The 18276-nt window shown below is 56.5% G+C and carries 11 protein-coding genes; 5 read left to right on the forward strand and 6 right to left on the reverse strand.

What is annotated here, in order from left to right:
* The first annotated feature begins 82 nt into the window (after positions 1-82).
* Positions 83-2119 carry a TonB-dependent receptor gene (locus ABF990_RS01945; protein WP_415490223.1) on the forward strand — a complete coding sequence of 679 codons (2037 nt, stop codon included), beginning with the start codon at positions 83-85 and terminating at the stop codon, positions 2117-2119.
* A 54-nt stretch (positions 2120-2173) separates the two neighbouring features.
* Here the strand turns inward: ABF990_RS01945 and ABF990_RS01950 are convergent, their stop codons facing one another.
* Positions 2174-3535, reverse strand: coding sequence for a PLP-dependent aminotransferase family protein (locus ABF990_RS01950; RefSeq protein ID WP_415500232.1), 1362 nt, complete (start codon positions 3533-3535; stop codon positions 2174-2176).
* Positions 3536-3718: 183 nt separating this feature from the next.
* Here ABF990_RS01950 and ABF990_RS01955 point away from each other — a divergent pair, with 183 nt between their 5' ends.
* A complete protein-coding gene (locus ABF990_RS01955; protein WP_415490181.1) occupies positions 3719-4579 on the forward strand; it encodes a DMT family transporter in 861 nt (286 codons plus the stop codon).
* Between the two features lie 411 nt (positions 4580-4990).
* On the opposite strand, the gene ABF990_RS01960 is transcribed toward ABF990_RS01955, so the two are convergent.
* The 5 genes from ABF990_RS01960 to ABF990_RS01980 all read right to left on the reverse strand — a co-directional run bounded on the left by ABF990_RS01960 (position 4991) and on the right by ABF990_RS01980 (position 13019).
* Positions 4991-7780: a bifunctional aconitate hydratase 2/2-methylisocitrate dehydratase gene (locus ABF990_RS01960; protein WP_415490182.1), complete on the reverse strand. Its 2790-nt coding sequence runs from the start codon at positions 7778-7780 to the stop codon at positions 4991-4993.
* A gap of 910 nt (positions 7781-8690) precedes the next feature.
* Positions 8691-9398, reverse strand: coding sequence for a putative Ig domain-containing protein (locus tag ABF990_RS01965; protein ID WP_415500219.1), 708 nt, complete (start codon positions 9396-9398; stop codon positions 8691-8693).
* A gap of 231 nt (positions 9399-9629) precedes the next feature.
* A complete protein-coding gene (locus ABF990_RS01970) occupies positions 9630-10844 on the reverse strand; it encodes a pyridoxal-phosphate-dependent aminotransferase family protein (protein WP_415490184.1) in 1215 nt (404 codons plus the stop codon).
* Between the two features lie 23 nt (positions 10845-10867).
* The gene (locus ABF990_RS01975) at positions 10868-12181 is read right to left on the reverse strand and encodes an allantoate amidohydrolase (RefSeq protein ID WP_415500233.1); all 1314 of its coding nucleotides are present in this window, start codon (positions 12179-12181) and stop codon (positions 10868-10870) included.
* A gap of 139 nt (positions 12182-12320) precedes the next feature.
* Positions 12321-13019 (reverse strand): GntR family transcriptional regulator, encoded by a 699-nt coding sequence (locus tag ABF990_RS01980; protein ID WP_415490185.1) that lies wholly within the window; start codon positions 13017-13019, stop codon positions 12321-12323.
* A 416-nt stretch (positions 13020-13435) separates the two neighbouring features.
* On the opposite strand from ABF990_RS01980, the gene ABF990_RS01985 reads away from it, so the two are divergent.
* From ABF990_RS01985 to ABF990_RS01995, 3 genes are read left to right on the forward strand one after another with little or no spacing between them, the layout of a single operon-like run.
* Positions 13436-15748 carry a TonB-dependent receptor gene (locus ABF990_RS01985; protein ID WP_415506454.1) on the forward strand — a complete coding sequence of 771 codons (2313 nt, stop codon included), beginning with the start codon at positions 13436-13438 and terminating at the stop codon, positions 15746-15748.
* Positions 15749-15790: 42 nt separating this feature from the next.
* Entirely contained in the window at positions 15791-17083 is a 1293-nt protein-coding gene (locus ABF990_RS01990; RefSeq protein WP_415500221.1) for a cation:dicarboxylate symporter family transporter, read from the forward strand.
* The gene (locus ABF990_RS01995) at positions 17080-18111 is read left to right on the forward strand and encodes an Ldh family oxidoreductase (protein ID WP_415500222.1); all 1032 of its coding nucleotides are present in this window, start codon (positions 17080-17082) and stop codon (positions 18109-18111) included. Before ABF990_RS01990 ends, ABF990_RS01995 begins: the two co-directional genes overlap by 4 nt.
* The last annotated feature ends 165 nt before the right edge of the window (positions 18112-18276 follow it).

Genomic DNA, 18276 nt, shown 5'->3' on the forward strand with positions numbered 1-18276 from the left:
CAGGAGAAGGAAACCCCAAGCTCGGGCCGAAGTTGCCCCAAAGTCTGCAAAACCGGTTGGGCGTTCGGCCAGTCCGGAACATATCAATGTCATCGGCCATCTCAATCGGGAGCGGGCGCGTATTTTCCCTGGCCTTGGGGCTGTCGACTACCATATCGATCAGCATCAGATCGGTGTTACTCCCGGTGGACAGAACGCGGCATTCAGCCAGATTTTATTACGTGTCCCCGGTGTCGTGCTGGATAGCTACGGCGAGGTCCATGTCCGTGGCGAGCATGGCGGCCTGACCTATCGCGTCAACGGCGTGTTGTTACCCGAAGGGCTGAATGGCTTCGGGCAGGAGTTGGATACACGTATCATTCAGTCGGTGGATATGCTGACGGGTACGCTCCCCGCGCAGTTTGGCTTCCGCACGGCAGGCGTCGTGGACGTGACCACAAAGACTGGAGACAGCCTGAAGCATAATCAGGTCTCGCTCTATGGTGGAAGCTACAATACCTTTGTGCCGTCTGTGCAGCTTGGCGGCCAGCATGGCAAGCTGGACTATTTTACCACCCTGTCCTTCACCCGCAACGCAATCGGTATCGAAAATCCAAGCGATACTTTCCGGGCCGTTCACGATGTGACCGAGCAGGAAAAAGCGTTTTCCTATCTGTCCTACCATATCGACGATATCAGCAGGGTTACGCTGCTGACCAGCGCCTCTTACGCGGATTTTGAAATTCCCAATTCCTTCAAGACGTTTGATGTAAACAGTCCCGATTATACGACCATTTATGATGTCGCGGGGGTGAACCCCCATGATCCGGCCATGAACTGGTCGAAGCTGAACGACAGCCAGACGGAGCAGAATTACTATGCCGTCCTGTCCTACCAACGCACGACAGACCGGCTGAATTTTCAGGTATCGCCCTATTTCCGTTATGGTCGTATCGATTACACGCCAGATCGAGATCGTGACCTGATGTACCAGGGTGTGTCCGAACATGAAGTGAACGACTTTACCACGGGCGGGGCACAGTTCGACCTGTCCTATGAGATTGCACCCCGGCATACAGTGCGCGCGGGTCTTCTGGGGCAATATACGTCCGAGCGACTTGATACCAGTACACTTGCCTTTCCGGTCGATGGAGAAGGCAGGCAGAGTGCTGATACGCCCGTTCGCCTGATTGACAACACAGGCAACTGGTCGGTCGAGGCCGGGGCTTATATTCAGGATGAATACAAGGTCACGCGGAACCTCACGTTCAATTACGGCCTTCGATACGACCGTTTTGCGTCATCTTTCGATAATGAGGGGCAAGTGAGTCCGCGCGCGAATATGGTCTGGAAACCGTCTGGCACCACCACTTTGCATATCGGTTATTCGCGCTATTTCGCACCGCCTTCCCCCCAGTATGTCTATCCTTCCACGTTGGCCAAATTCGAGGGTACGACCAATGCCGCCGCCAACATGATCGATGATGCGACAAAAGTCGAAAAATCGAACTATGTGGACGGCGGTATTCTCCAGCGCATTACGCCGGAGTTCCAGATTACCGTGGATGCCTACGCCAAGTGGGCTCATGACCTGACCGATCTCGGCCAGTTTGGCCGTGCTGTCATTCTTGCTCCGTTCAGTTACAGGCGGGGGCGTGTCTATGGCGCGGAATTCGGGAGTTCGTGGCGGCATGGACCATGGTCGCTATTCGGAAATTTTTCCTACGTGAAAACATCAGCCCGTGACATCAATTCCGCGCAATACCAGTTCGATACTGCTGAACTGGCCTATATCCGGGCTCATGCGATCCAGCTTGACCATCAGGGAGAATACACAGCCACAGCCGGTGCATCATGGACGACAAAACATGAGATGGCTTATGTCGATTTCGTTTATGGTTACGGGCTGCGCAGCGGCTTTGCCAATCTTGAGAAAGAGCCGCAATATGACGTGTTCAATATTGGCTACCAGCACAGTTTTACAAAAGTACCTTTCGGGCACGATATCAAAATCCGTGCGGATGTCGTCAATCTTTTTGACAAACGGTACCAGCTCAGAAACGGCAGCGGTGTCGGCATTTATCAGGCGCAGTATGGCCAGCGACGCGGAACGTTTTTTTCTGTCGTATCGGAGTTCTGACAGGATTTTTCTGCACGCTGCATTGTGCGCAGCGTGCAGATGTAAAAAGCCACATTACAAACAACGCGCCATTGTTTTCTCAAGAGAATGAAAAACTCTATTATCCACACAATGTGTCACGTTAAAGCGCATGAATGATGCGGCAGACTGACTGATGCTGAAAATATTGCCTGGAGCATGAATGATCCTGTCTGCCATGCTTTGTAATGCAATCTCTGTTGAATCCTGTCCATCAGGTAGTCTGCACCAGAGATAAAATCCGCCCCTTGGCACGGTCCAGGGAACTATACCCAGGAGTTCCAGCCTGCTTATGACTGTCTTCCTGGATTTTTCAAGCCGAGTGCGGATATCGAGCATATGCTTACGGTAACCGCCTGTTTCCAGAATATCGGCAATGATCTCGGTTGTTACAGAGCTGGGGCCACCAAAACTGGTTGCGACCTGCAGGTCCAGGAGACCTTCAATCAGATCCTTCCGGGCGGTAATGTAGCCACACCTTATGGACGCGGACAGTGTCTTTGAAAAACTGCCAATTCGGATAACGTGTTCCAGCCCGTCCATGACGGCAAGACCAGGCGACGGCGTTGCAAGAAAATCCGTAAAAATCTCATCTTCCACGATCAGGCAGCCTGATGCGACAGCAATACCTAAAAGACGGAAGGCAGTTTGGGGAGAGACCGTCGCTCCCGTCGGGTTGTGAAGGGCCGAGTTGGTAATGTAGAGGCGTGGCTTTTCCTGTTGCATAACCCGTTCGAATGCATCGAGGTCCGGTCCACTTACAGTGTAGGGTACTCCCACAACCCGGACTTCATGCGCGCGCAGCAGGGCCTGAAAATTGAAATAGCACGGGTCGTCCACCACAACTGTATCGCCACGGCGTAGCAGCAGGCGGCAGATCAGGTCGAGCGCCTGCGTGCCGGACCCTGTCAGCACAACCTGATCGGGATTGATACCAAGTCCTTCTTCAGCAAAGCGGGATGTCAGCAGGCGGCGTAGCCGCAATGCGCCTCGGGCGCTTGCATAATCAGCCAGAATACTGCTTTCCGCGCGGGCGACGGCGCGAAACCCCTTGCGCAGGGCGTCGTTCGGCATCCAGTCTGCTGGCAGCCAGCCACAACCCGGTTTTAGAACGTCAGGGCCTGAATCCAGCGCCTGGCGCGACACCCAGAATGGGTCGACCGCACGCGCTGCCGGCGTCGTGGCCTCCATCAGTGATAGTGGGGGAATTGCGCGCCCGGTTACATAAAACCCGGCCCCACGTCGCGGGGCGATAACCCCTTGGGCAGCCAGCCTGTCATATGCCTGTACTATTGTAGAAGGCGAGACCTGCATAGTGCGGGCAGACTGTCGGATTGACGGCAGGCGGTCGCCCGGCACCAGAGCACGCGCAGCAATGCGTTGGCGGATTGCATCCATAATGATGGATGTGCGTGTGGAGGCCTGTTCCAATACGTTCCTCGAAAAATTGTACTGGTATTTTTACTAGTACAGTTTGTCATAATTGTATCAGATTGTAGCTGGGACAGATAACGCAGCGCCATTAAATTCCTCGGGTCATTACAATTGGTTCAATATCACGACATTCGGGGATGGCTGTTTATGAAACACACGACAGAGGGATGGGGTAGCGGTTTGCTGGGTGTTATTATTTTCAGTGGTTCCCTGCCCGCCACGCGTATTGCCGTCGCTGATTTTTCGCCGATATTCCTGACCTGTGCACGTGCTGTCATTGCGGCTGTCCTGGGTGGCACGTTCCTGTTTGCGCTCAGGCAACCAAGACCTGCACGGCGCGATGTTCTTCCGCTTGTGCTTGTTGCTGTCGGCTGCGTGGTGGGCTTTCCCCTGCTGACAGCGTTAGCTCTTCAGCAGATCACGGCAGCCTATTCCATCGTATTTGTCGGCCTGCTACCGTTGGCAACAGCGATATTTGGCGTGTTACGTGGCGGTGAGCAGCCCAGACCCTGTTTCTGGCTATTTTCCAGCATCGGTGCCGCGGCCGTTACCGGCTTCGCTCTTTATGGAAGCAAGGCAGGTAATGTCAGCGGTGACCTGCTGATGGTGGCGGCCATTCTTGTCTGTGGTCTGGGTTATGCGGAAGGAGCAACCCTATCCGGCCGGCTCGGCGGCTGGCAGGTTATTTCATGGTCCCTGCTGCTCTCCCTGCCCCTTATGGCCCTTATTGCCATGGCTTGCCTGCCGGCCAATTTGGGCGCTGTCCGCACCTCATCCTGGATCGGCCTCGCTTATGTCTCCGTATTCAGTATGCTGATCGGCTTCATATTCTGGTATCGGGGTCTGGCGCTGGGTGGTATTGCCGGTGTGGGGCAGCTTCAATTGTTGCAGCCTTTCTTTGGCCTGCTGCTGGCTGCACTGTTCCTGAACGAACCAATTACCTGGAGCATGGTCATTTCGACCTGTATTGTCATTGCATGTGTGGCTGGTGCCAAACGCTTTTCCTGACAGCAAACTGTTTTTAACAGCCTTCACCGGGCAAAACAGGCTCATGGACTGGGGCTGGATACAGAGTGCAGATTCCAGTCGCATTCCAAAACGTTTAGTCGTTTTTTCGTGCGAATACCAAAATTCGTTTGGTTGTCGGGATAAGACCACATAACGGCACATGCACAGCACTTGTTACCCACCGGTCACGGCCGGGATGACAAGTTCAATACGGTTACTGTGTGGATTTTTAACAGACAACTTTTTGTTGCTGCGAGCCTATATGGCCCTTGTGACCGAAGAGAGACTATATCCCCCTTCCCCGGTCACTCTTGAAACCAAATGCCAACAATTATTTTTCTTTCTTAAAAAGAAAGAAAATATCGCTGATTTGGCCGGTTGACCTTACAGGGTAACCGGCCAAACACGATTTTAGTAATGAACCGACAGGGAGTCGATCGGTGTTACTTTGGGGGGAGCAAACTTGGTAAGATCCACCCCTTCAACTGCGGCTTTATATTCCTCGTTGTTCGGCATCCGGCCAAGGATGGCGGAGAGCACCACAACCGGGGTCGAGGCCAGCAGGGATTCCCCTTTCTTCTCACTGGAATCTTCAACCACACGTCCCTGGAACAGGCGTGTCGAAGTTGCCAGAACGGTATCGCCCTTTTCGGCTTTTTCCTGATTGCCCATGCACAGGTTGCAGCCAGGGCGTTCCAGGTAGAGAATATTTTCGTATTCAGTCCGTGCCGTGGCTTTCGGGAGCAGATCGTTAAATTCAAAGCCCGAATAACGCTCCAGGATTTCCCAATCGCCCTCGGCTTTGAGTTCATCGATGATATTGTAGGTCGGTGCGGCTACAACCAGCGGTGCCTTGAACTCTACCTTGCCCTGCGCCTTTTCAAGATTCTTGAGCATCTGGGCCACGATTTTCATATCGCCCTTATGCACCATGCATGACCCCACAAAGCCAAGATCCACCTTTTTGGTGCCGCCATAGTACGAAACAGGGCGGATCGTGTCATGGGTATAGCGCTTGGACACATCGGCGTTGTTCACGTCGGGGTCGGCGATCATGGGCTCGTTGATCTGGTCCAGATCAACCACCACTTCGGCAAAGTATTTTGCGTTGGCGTCAGGGGCAAGCGCAGGTTTTTCGCCCGAACGTATTTCGGCAATACGTTTATCGGCCTTGGCAATAAGGCCTTTGAGCGTGCCAGCGGCATTTTCCATGCCCTTGTCGATCATGATCTGGATACGCGACTTGGCGATTTCCAGCGATTCTATCAGTGTCTCGTCCTGCGAGATACAGATGGAGGCTTTCGCCTTCATTTCCGCTGTCCAGTCGGTAAAGGTAAAGGCCTGATCGGCAAGCAGTGTGCCGATATGTACCTCGATAATCCGACCCTGAAAAACGTTATCGCCGCATTGCTTGAGCATCTGCGCCTGGGTTGCATGCACGACGTCGCGGAAGTCCATATGCGGCTGCATCGTGCCTTTGAACGTAACCTTGACCGATTGCGGGATCGGCATGGTTGCTTCACCCGTTGCCAGGGCCAGCGCAACGGTGCCGGAATCCGCGCCGAATGCAACACCCTTGGACATGCGGGTATGACTGTCACCACCGATAATGATCGCCCAGTCATCGACCGTGATGTCGTTGAGCACCTTGTGAATGACGTCTGTCATGGCGTGGTAGACCCCTTTGGGGTCGCGCGCGGTGATCAGGCCGAAGTTGTTCATGAACTTCATGAGCTTCGGAATATTCGCCTGCGCCTTCTTGTCCCAGACGGATGCCGTATGGCAGCCCGACTGGTATGCGCCATCCACAAGCGGAGAGATGACGGTGGCAGCCATCGCCTCAAGCTCCTGCGCGGTCATCAGGCCGGTGGTGTCCTGGGAGCCGACGATATTCACCTTCACGCGAACATCCGACCCGGCATGCAGAACCTTGCCCGGCGTCACACCGACGGCATTGCGGTTGAAGATTTTCTCGACCGCCGTCAAACCTTGATCTTCGACCGAAATTTCCTTGTTTGGTGCGAACACCGGGGTTGGCTCGATCCCCAGCGTCTCGGCCGCAAATGTCTGGAGCTTCTTGCCAAAAACAATCGCGTAGGAACTGCCGGCTTTCATGAACTCCATTTTCTGGGGTGTGAAGGCCGCGGCGACATCCACCAGTTCCTTGCCGTTTTCATCGCGCAGCAGCTTGTTCTTGACGTCAATCGTCAGAACGGTGCCGGTCGCAACCGAGTATTTTTCTTCAAGGACAGGATTGCCATCGCCATTCAGGACCGGCTTGCCATCTTCCCCGGTTTTCTTGACCCAGTTCTTCAGGTTCAGGCCAATCCCGCCGGTCACGTCAACTGTCGTCGCAAAAATGGGCGAAATACCGTTGGTGCCAGCAACGATAGGCGCGAAATTCACAAACGGAACGTAAGGGCTGGCCTGTTTGCCAGTCCAAAGCGCAACGTTGTTCACGCCAGACATACGCGAGGAGCCGACGCCCATCGTGCCTTTTTCGGCAATCATCATCACCCGCTTGCCGGGGTGCTGTTTCTGGAGTGCGACGATTTCCTTCTGCGCTTCCGGCGAAATCATGCATTGGCCATGCAGTTCCCGGTCGGAGCGCGAATGCGCCTGATTGCCCGGTGACAGAAGGTCGGTCGAGATATCGCCTTCAGCCGCGATGAAGGTCACGACCTCGATTTCGTCCTCGATATCCGGGAGCTTGGTGAAGAATTCGGCCTTGGCATAGCTTTTCAGCACGTCTGCCGCGATGGGATTGCCTGCCTTGAAGGCATCGCGCAGGCGGAACATGTCAGCGTCGTACAGAAATACCTGGGTCTTGAGCACCTCGCCCGCCTGCACGGCAACGGGCCCGTTATCGCCCAGCGCGATGTCAAGCAGCACCTTGACCGAAGGGCCACCCTTCATATGCGAAAGCAGTTCAAGAGCGAAGTCGGGGGTGATTTCGGGCACCACTGTTTCGCCCAGAACGATCTTCTTCAGGAAGGCCGCCTTGACATCAGCCGCGCTGGTGGTGCCGGGCAGCGTATTGTAGATGAAAAATTTCAGAGCATCGGCACGCTGCTCGTTACCGGTGTCCTCAATCAACGTGATGATGTCACGGACGAGGCCGCCGTCATCAATTGGCTTGGGAGCAAGCCCCTGATTTGCTCTGTCCTTGATTTCGGTCAGGTAATCTGAATAGGCGTTCATTGCAATCCCAACGTGATTGAGGTGCATGGACCTGGAACCAGGCCCAGCAAACCGGAGGTGGTTAAGTCGGTTCAGGGTTCTGATCTGTCCCAGTTACGCCACCCCTTACCGACTGACAAGGCGCGGTGTCCTGGCAAAACAGTCCCTTCGGTTCGGTCGTGGCCGCCTGAAAACAACGGTCCACAGGTCTGTTGAATAAGCGATGCAGGGCAGCAGTTTCACCCTGCCTGACTTGTTCGATCTGACCGATGCCGCAGCATTTGTCATGTCAATTTTCCGGCACTGAACTGGCCCGCTTTATCGCAGGGCAGTCATGTCAGGAACGTCAGGTTTAACGCTCCCGGACAGTCGGTGCCCTATGGAAGTCAAAGAGAAGCAAGCCTGTTATTGCCACTCCTAAAACTGCGGCGGATCCTGTGAAAGGCCGCTACGAACAACATGGTAATCCGGGTGGGGTTGTGCAAGCAGTCCATTCCATGCGCGTTCAATACTGTTTGAAACCTAACGGCTGCTTTGCCGGGTATCACAGATGGGCCTTGATGGTAGTATTCAGCCTCGGAAATATGTGTGGTATTTCAGGCCTGCCTGTTTGTATATGTGGCTCTGTTTGTTATTTTTGAAATTGATCGGCTGTCAATCCGCCGGACAGGTAGAGATACATACCACCAAAGTCGCCAATACCTGTCTCGATACAGTCCGCTGATGACACGGTGGAAACACACATCAAGGCTTTTTCGCCCATAGCGGCCGGGTCGAAAAAGCAGTGACACTTTGGCATGTGCCGCTGACGTTGCCTCTCCCACACGTCACACCGCTACCTGCCACGGCGGTCGTAAACTCAGAAAAACTGCCGCGCCAGGAGCGATCTCAAATGAACACTGTCTTGAACGCGGGCAGTTCTTGCGGATAGCTATAAAGCCGTCCTGTCCAATAATTCACGTGCGGCGCGGCTGTAGGTGATGGGGCCTATGTGGCGTAGCTGGCTCCGGAGCGACGGTTTACCTACGGCGCGATGCCGGGATTGCGGGGGAGGCGAGTCAGGCAGAGGGGCCAACACCAGAGCCGAGGTATCGTGTTGCAACATTTCCACCCGTTCATGAAACACGCGGCTGGGTTCTGTCGCATCGATCAGTTCGGTGAGCGCGTGTTCATGCCCGATCACGACATGAATATCGACCTGGGCCTCGTGTCCGAACATGTCATGGCCCACGACCTTGAGGTCCAACGTACCAAATGAATTTTCTGGCGGTGTGCCGGAGAATACGCGGCTGATGGAATTAAAGGACAGCCAGTTTGGCAGAGGGCTGCCATCGGCCTGGGACGCTACCAGTTCCAGATGGCTTTCCGTGCCGTTCGGGGTCACGAAAGCTCCCCGGGGCACATCGATATCCGATGCTGCATTGACTGTGACAAAGCGAAAAACGGACGATCCCCGCACCCATGTCTGATGGGCCGCGGCAATACCGCGCTCGAAGGGTGAAACCGACATGGTATCAACGGAACTCGGGTTCATGGCCATGGCGCTGGCACCGCCACTTTGCACCGCTCCGGAAAGTATTGGCAGACCTTTCGGGCGGGTGCTGATGATGGTCGTATCCAGCGTAATGGTATTCTGCAATGACAATGCCCGCAAGCGTATTGGCGTTCGACCCTGTGGGGTTTGTTGCTGAATACTGCTGATCCGCAGCGTCCGAGAATATCAGCATACAAAGCCGGCCGTTATCGATAGCATTACGGGTTTACCGCAAAACGGTTGCTCTTTTCATGGGAGAGGCCGGTTTTTAATCTGCCTCTGCCAGGTTGGTGGTTACTACCGCATCGTTCAAACGAAAGGTTTTTTCGCCTCGTTTCATTCATAGGCCGCGCTGGCCGCATCCACGCCAGCCCCACGTTGCAGGTTATAGCCTTCGGCCGCCAGCACGGTATCGAGCGCACTCAGCGTTATCAGCACCTTATGTTTCATGGCATTGTAGCCCATGGCGCCAATACGCCAGATCTTGCCAGCCAGCGGGCCGAATGCAGTGCCGATCTCGATTTCGAATTCGTCACGCATGCGTATTCTGACCCGCTCGCCGTCCACTCCGTCGGGAATAAATACGCCAGTCACGTTGGGCATGCGATGGGCGTCCTGACCATACAACGTCAGACCCATCGCCCTTAAACCAGCCGTCATGGCTGCACTGGCGACGCGGTGCCGGGCAAAACGTGCCTCCAGCCCCTCCTCCACCATAATGCGGGCTGCCTCCCGTGCACCGTAGAGCATTGTCGTGGCTTCCGTATGATGGTTCAGGCGTTTTTCCGACCAGTATTCCATGATCATGGCAAGGTCGAAATAATTAGATCCAATCCGGGATCTGCTGCCGTCTTCAGTCTGCGCGGCCCTGATTCCCGCCTCGACATGCCGGCGGGCCATGATATGCGCCGCTGCCCGGTCGGAAATGGTGATCGGCGCGGAACCCGGCGGCCCGCCCATGCATTTCTGCAATCCAGCGGTTACGACATCCACCCCCCATGCGTCCGTCGCCACGGCCATGCCGCCAAGCGTTGCTGTGGCGTCGACATAGGATATGACATTATGCCCCTGACAGACAGCCCCCACGCCATCCAGCGGCTGGGCCATAGTGGTCGAGGTATCGCCATGAATGGTGGCGAAAACCTGTGGCTGATGTTCGATAATGGCGGCCTCGATTTGCTCAAGGGTCGCGACCTCGCCCCAAGGTATGTCAATGGTCCGGATATCGGCCCCAATGCGTTGGGCGATTTCGGACAGCAGCAACCCGAACCGGCCTGCCCTCAGGATCAGAAGCCGGGCTCCGGGCTCGACCAGCGACACAAGGGCAGCCTCGATCCCGGCTCGGGCCGTGCCATCGATCAGGAAGGTCCAGCGGTTTTCTGTCATGAACACACGGCGGTACAGTGCCATCGTCTGGTTCATGTAACCTGTCATTTCCGGGTCGAACTGGCCCAGCATGTCTGCTGTCATGGCGCGCAGCACCCGCGGGTGCACGTTTACCGGCCCCGGCCCCATCAGCAGCCTTGACGGCGGGTCGATCTGTCCAAACATTGCGCCTGCTTCCTCTCGTTCCATCACACATGCCCCGTCAGGTCGGGCTTTTGTTCTGTCAATTGTCCATCGGCTTTACCGACGGCCCCTGCTCCGTCCACAGTTGAGGTGGCGAAGCGTTCGATAAAATCCGTCATGGCCCGCAAGCCTGCCTCAACATCGTCTTTCATGACTGCCTCGTCCGGATGATGGCTGATGCCAGCCCGGCAGCGCAGGAACAGCATGGAAACCGGCACCAGTCCGGCCATGACCATCGCATCATGCCCGGCCCCACTGACCAGAGTGCGCGGGACGGTGCCGGTTGCTGTTTGTACCGCCTGCTCCATAAGACGGGTCAGGCCGGGATCGCATGGCGTCGCCTTCAGGTCCTGCTGTAATTCCACACTCAGTGTCACCTGTCGGCGGTGCGCGATATCGGTCAGCGCCGCACGCACCGTATCCGCGGCTTGGTCGCGTACCGTGTTCGTCCCGGCGCGGATATCGATGCTGAAAATCACGTCGCCGGGCACAACATTAGGCACGCCGGGGCGAACAGTCATGTGACCGACCGTTGCCACCAGATCTTCCGTCCCGGCATTGCCAATCCGTTCAATGGCCAGCACCATCTCGGCGGCGGCAGCCAGCGCGTCGTGCCGCAGGTGCATGGCCATCGTGCCCGCATGACCGGCAACCCCCTTCACCGCTGCACGAAAGCGGAGTTGCGCGGCAATGGCGCTGACGACTCCCAACGCGCGGTCCTCGGCTTCAAGCACAGGGCCCTGCTCGATATGGGATTCGACATATGCCAGCACATCCTCACGCGGGCGTGCAGCCTTGCGCAGGTGCTCCAGATCAAGGCCGAAATCATGCAAGGCGGTATCCAGGCCGATGCCATCCCTGTCCGTCAGGTCCAGAGGCTGTTCTGCCAGACTGCCTGCAACAGCGCGGGTCGCAAGCATGGAAACAGGAAAGCGCGAGCCTTCCTCATCCCCAAAGCCGATGACCTCGATTGCAAAGGGAAAACGGCGACCGCGTTCTGCAAACCAGGCAACGGCCTCGATCCCCAGCATGACGCCCAGCATGCCATCGTAGCGCCCGGCATCGCGCACGCTATCGACATGTGAGCCAATCATGAGCGCGGACGCGTCTGGCACGAGAGCCTCATACCGGCCTATGATATTACCAGCAGCGTCGATCCGGGCTGTCATACCCGCAGCAACCATCCAGGCAGAGATCCGCTCCAGCGTGGCTTTGTGTCCCGGTCCCAGATAGGGGCGGAAAAGCCCGGCCGGATCGTCCGAATAAGGAGCCGAACCCAGTTCGTCGCATCGTGCGACCGCGCGAGCCCCCGCACCCATCGTATAGTCTGGATAACCCCCGGAACGTTTCACAACCCCATCGACTCCTCAAACTGGACAGCAAAGCATCTCTCTCATGTGAAAACTTGTATACAAGGAATGACGGAATGCAACCCCGCTTACCCCTGCAGGCCAGATGTCAGTCGGGCGTTCCCTGCAGGGCTGCTTTCAGGTGATCCAGGCGGTTGGACACGTGACGATAGTTCAGGGCCTTTTCAACATGCCTGAGATGCACATCCATCAGACGAGCGGCCTCGGTCGTGTTGCCCTGTTCCAATGCATCAATGATCTCGACATGTTCGGCGCAGGATTCATGTGCGTCATGGGATGACTGATACAACGCGGCAATCAGCACCGTACGTGTCGTCAGGTCCTGCAATAGCGATGCAAGGACAGGATTCCCCAGTGTTTCGGCCAGACAGACATGGAAATGCCCGAGCAGATAGCTCCGTTCCGCACGGTCACCACTGGCAATGGCCTTCTGTTCGGCCCGCACATGGGCGCGCAGGGCACGGATCATGGCCGGGCTGGTCCGGTCGATTGTGACCAGCATACCGACCTCCAGCGCTCGACGGGCATCGATCGTATGCCGCGCCTCATCCACGGTTGGTTCGATGACGAACCAGCCCCGGCGGGCGGAAACCTCTACAATGCCCCGGGCTTGCAGGCGCATCATCGCTTCGCGGACCAAGGTGCGGGACACGCCGAAAATTTCGGACAATTCCTTTTCGCCCAGGCGTTCACCCGGTGCGATCCGCCCGGAAAGAGCCGCGTGGACAATGCGGTCTTCAATCAGGTGCGGGTTTTTGTTTTCATCTTTTTCGGCGTTTTCTCGCATACAAGAACTATAGGCAGGCCAATCCGGTTCTGCAATCCGCATCAGAGCCTGCGTCAGCGAATCGCACGCACCATTTTTAACAGCTCGCGGCGGTTGGTTCTGTCCGTCGGGCGCTGTCTGCCCTATGGCAACAGCCCGTGAATATCCATCGTCGGTGGATTTTTTTTCGATGAAAAACAAAGATTTAAATTTGCGTGATCAATCGGGAGCGATTTTCGTGCTCCAGGACTCTTCTCTCGAAATCGTTTCGTTTCGATTTGCGGCGTATCTTGTATGCAACATATTCCATCACATTTCATATTTCTGGTAGACAAACAAAAGTTATCATTCCACATTCGAGATAATGAAAGTCACCGCCGTCAGGACGCGGCACCAGTGCTGCCCGCCTGCCATTGCATCAGACCAAGGACGACCCCATGCTTTTCCCGCGTTGCGCCAAGCTTTCTTTCAGAAGGCAGGCTATCATGACGAGCTTTCTGGCCGGCGTTATCCTGCCCCTGCCAGCACTGGCCGCGACTACGACCACGACGCAGGCCCCCACCGGCAGGTCGACACACCAGCACACCCCGCTACAGGCGCGAAGTGAACAGGTCACGGTTTCCAGCCGTCGGGGGGCGTCCGGCGCCGGTCAGCATGATGCCCATTCTGAAACGCTGATTTCCCGCCAGGAACTCGTCAATCGCAACATCCGGGTCATGACCGATATTCAGCGTGTTGCACCTAATCTGACCATTCAGCCCTCGTTCGGCTCCGGCGCGCTGAATTTCACACTACGCGGTGTGGGGTTGATGGACTTCACCCAGAACAACACCCCGTCCACCATGCCTTATATGGACGGCGTAGCATTGCCGGTTTCGATCATGACTACGGGCATGATGTTCGATCTCGACGACATCTCCATCGCAGCCGGTCCTTCCGGCTATACGCATGGACAGGCCACGACGGGGGGTGAAATCGACTTTCATAGCGCTGATCCTACGCGTCAGTTCCACGCCGGCCTGACCGAAGATATTGCCAGTTACGGGCGCAACCGGGTGGAAGGCTATGTCTCCGGCCCCATTTCACAGTCGGTGTCATTCCGCATTGCCGGACAGTCCATGACTGGTGGGGGTTACCAGCATAATGCCGCGGGCCAGGGTTTCGGCAATGCCAATCTTGGGGCGCTGCGCGCCAAGCTGAAATGGGATATAGACGAGACATCGAACCTGATCATTGGCGGGCATTGGACCACCGACCAGTCGGAATATGCATCGGGTCATAACCTGTACAATTCCTACCATGTTCCGGTTACACAGGACATTTACCAGACCGAGTGGGGCCTTGACCCTCGTTTTGCCAAAATAATCGGGATTGATGGCAGGAATACCAAGCCCCGTGAAGACAACATCTTCTGGGGTGCCAATGTGCGCTACACGAAAAATTTCTCATGGGGGAAGCTGTCAACCATCAGCGCCTATGAAATGGTCGACGAGCATGAACTGACAAACCAGACAGATTCAGTTCTGTCTTACGGCAATATGTTCCGCAACAATCAGACGAACGTGTTCTCGCAGGAAGTAAAACTGGAATCGATCGATCCCAGCGCACGCTTTCATTGGGAAACCGGCATGTATTACAGCCGGTCGCGTATGGCGCAAAATTTCTGGTACGATTCATCCGACAGGCCCGGCACCACACCGCTGAATGAGACGAGATACCGGCAGAATCAGCAGAATTTCAATCAGTATGTGCAGCTTTCCTACCGTATCCTGCCCAAGCTGCGCCTGATTGGCGCGATCCTGCATGAGTCCGATGACCGACAGATGCTGAACGTCACCAGCACGAACTACAATCTCGACACGGGTGGCGTTGTCGGCACACCTACCAATTTTGGTAATAGCGGCGCGTTGAGCAATGAGTTCGGTGGCCGTGTGGGTGCGCAATATCAGTTCACGCACAACGTCATGGGCTATGTCATGTTCAGCCGTGGCTTCAAGCCCGGTGGCTTTTCGGCCAATATCACGCAGCAGGCCGCACAGTTGCGCCCCTTCAAGCCCGAGCAGATCCTGACCTACGAGGGCGGTTTCAAAACCATGCTGTTCGACCGCCGCCTGCGGCTGAATGCCGCCGGATTTTACTATGATTACCGTGACCAGCAGCTTCTGGGCACGGTGCTGGTGCCACCCTACGGCGTGCTGGGCGGCTACGTGAACGCACCGCGTTCCTACATTTACGGCGCTGAATTTGACGCGGAGGCCCGTCCGTTCCGTGGCATGGTTCTGACGCAGAATTTTGGCTACCAGAACGGTGTCTATACGCAGTTCCAGAGCCTTAACCGTTCTGCAACCACAGCGCATTTTGCCGCAACAGGTGTCTGGCAGGCCATCAATACGAATTATGACAACGTGAATATGGGGCTGGCCAATCTGAGCCTGTCAGGTGCCGCGAATTATACGTGGAATGTTCTGCGTGACTATCGCATGACATTCGACGTCGACTACTCATATCGTGGTCGCCAGACGCAGCCGCAATATATCGGTCAGAGTGGCATCTACCGTTCGCCGGCTTATTTTCTGGTCAATTCCTTCCTGACCTTTGCCGCCCCGAAACAGCATTGGTCAGTCACTGTTTACGGCCAGAACCTGGCCGACCGCCGCTATTGGCTATCTTCCGGCACGCAGGCTACGTTCTATGGCGTGATCCCCGGCATGCCACGTTTCGTCGGTGCGCGGATCAACGTGACCTACTGAACCAGGCCCGCGCAACGAACCAACCTGCCAAGGACCCATCGGATGAGCGAGACGACCATACCTGCCACACATGCCAGACGGACGGCGCGGCCCGGCATGTTTCTTCAGGTCGTGGTCGCGACACTGCTTGGCCTGCTGCTGGGCCTGCTGGCTCCGGGCCTTGCGGTGCAGGTGCGCTGGACGACCGACCTGTTCCTTCATCTGATTGTAATGGCGGTCGGTCCCCTGCTGTTCTGCATTGTCGTCACGGGCATTGTCGGCGCAGGATCGCTGCGCACCGTAGGGCGACTGGGTGCCAAGGCACTTCTTTATTTCGAAGCAATGACCACGCTGGTGCTGCTTGTTGCTGTCGGTGTGGCTCTGATCCTCAAGCCCGGCCGGGGCATTGTGTTCGTGCCTGCTGCTGACGATGCCCGTATTATCGCATCCTACGCCCGTAATGCACATGTCATGCACGAAGGTGGCATTACGGAATTTGTGCTTGGGCTGATCCCCCACACCCCAGCAGATGCCTTCGCCCAGGGTAATGTGCTGCAAATTCTGTTTTTCGCAATCCTGTTCGGGTGCTGCCTCAGCCAGATCGGTGAAGCCGGTGCGCCCATCGTCCGTCTGGTCGACGCGCTGTCCAGCCTGTTTTCGCGCATGATGCGGTTTATCATCGCGTTGGCGCCGCTGGGTGTTTTCGGTGCCATGGCGACAACCACCGCACGCTACGGACTGAACGGAATTGGCCATCTTGCAGCTTTTGTGGCCCTTTATTTTGCAGTCATAGCGGTGTTTATCATCGGGGGGCTGGGGGTGTGCCTGCGTCTGTCCGGTGTCAGCCCGATCGGTTTTTTCCGTTATTTCCGGACAGAGTTCGCGATCACGTTTGCCACTACCGCCTCGGATGCGGTGCTACCCAGCATCATGGCCAAGCTGGAGCAGATGGGGGTAGATCGGCAGGTCGTGGGCTTGGTGGTGCCTGCGGGCTATTCCTTCAATCTTGACGCGCTGTCGATCTATCTCGGTCTTGCGGTCATTTTCCTCGCGCAGGCGACGGGTACGGTTCTCGGCGTCTGGCAGGTTCTGATTATGCTGGCAACAGCGCTGATCACCTCCAAAGGAGCCCATGGTGTGCCGGGCATTGCCATAGTGGTGCTGGCCGCCACCCTGTCCGCTATTCCGTCGATCCCCGTGGCCAGTCTGGTTATGCTGCTGGCTGTAGACTGGTTCATCGGTATTGCGCGGGCAGTGGGCAACCTGGCCGGCAACTGTGTAGCACCAGTGGTGATCGGCGCCTGGGAGGGCAAGCTGGACCGCAAACGCGCGGCAGAGGTTCTGGGGCAGGCATGAACGACACGATCCTTGTCAATGTTCAAACGCTGGCGTCCCGCGTGACAGCCGTATTGCTCGATGCTGGCGCATCGCCCGATTCAACCGCTGCCACGACCGACGCGCTGATGCACGCGTCACAAACTGGCATCGACAGCCACGGCGCCCGCCTGGCTGCGCATTATGCCGCCATGCTGCGCGAAGGACGTCTTAATCCGGCCCCCCACCTGACAGTCCGGCGCACGGCACCAGCCACCGCCATGCTGGATGCGGATGACGGCCTGGGCCATTACGCGTGTTACCGGGCAATGGACACGGCAATCGAGATCGCGGCGGAAACAGGACTGGGCGCGGTTGGCATCGTTCGGTCGTCGCATTGCGGTGCGGCGGGCGCTTACGCCCTGAAGGCCGCTCAAGCCGGTATGATCGGCATCGTAACCAGTAATTCAGACGCGAATGTCACGCTGTTCGGCGGCACACTGCCCTTCCATGGTACCAACCCGATTGCCGTGGCGGCCCCCGTTTCCGGGCAGGCCCCGTGGTTACTCGATATTGCAACGTCATCCATCCCGTTCAATCGTGTCAGACTCTATCGCTCCCTGAATCATGCGTTACCTGCCGGGGTGGCAGCGGACATGGACGGACATGAGACAACCAACCCGCATGAGGCACAGATGCTGATGCCCCTTGGCGGGCCTGAATATGGGTTCAAAGGTGCAGCATTGGCAGGACTGGTGACAATCCTGTCAGCCGTTCTGACCGGAGCAACCACTGACCCGAACATGATCCCGATGACGGAAACACATGATTGCGGGACAGCACGCAATGTCGGGCAGTTCTGTCTGGCGCTGGACCCGGCGCGTTTTATAGGACGTGCTGCCTTTGAGCGGGCAATGGCCGATTATCTGTGGCAGCTTAGGGCCGTCCCACCCACGCAGGCGGACAGCCCTGTCATGGCACCGGGCGATCGGGAGTGGAAAACCGCTGAACGTCGCGCCATAGAGGGCATTCCCATCGATCCTGACACCTACCGTTTTCTTTTTGGGTAAATTCTTTGTCCTTGCTTAGGCACAATAGCAAACTAGCCGGTACTGACAGCAGGGTGGCGAAACTGCCTCGTTCATGAGCCTGCATGACATGTCATGCTCATGGCGCATTCCGGGACGTAGCTGTTTACAGTCGTCAGGTCAGAGGTTTTTTTCCGATAGCTCTGA

Origin of the sequence: Acetobacter sp. (genome assembly GCF_047723915.1) — a bacterium.
Lineage (GTDB): Bacteria > Pseudomonadota > Alphaproteobacteria > Acetobacterales > Acetobacteraceae > Acetobacter.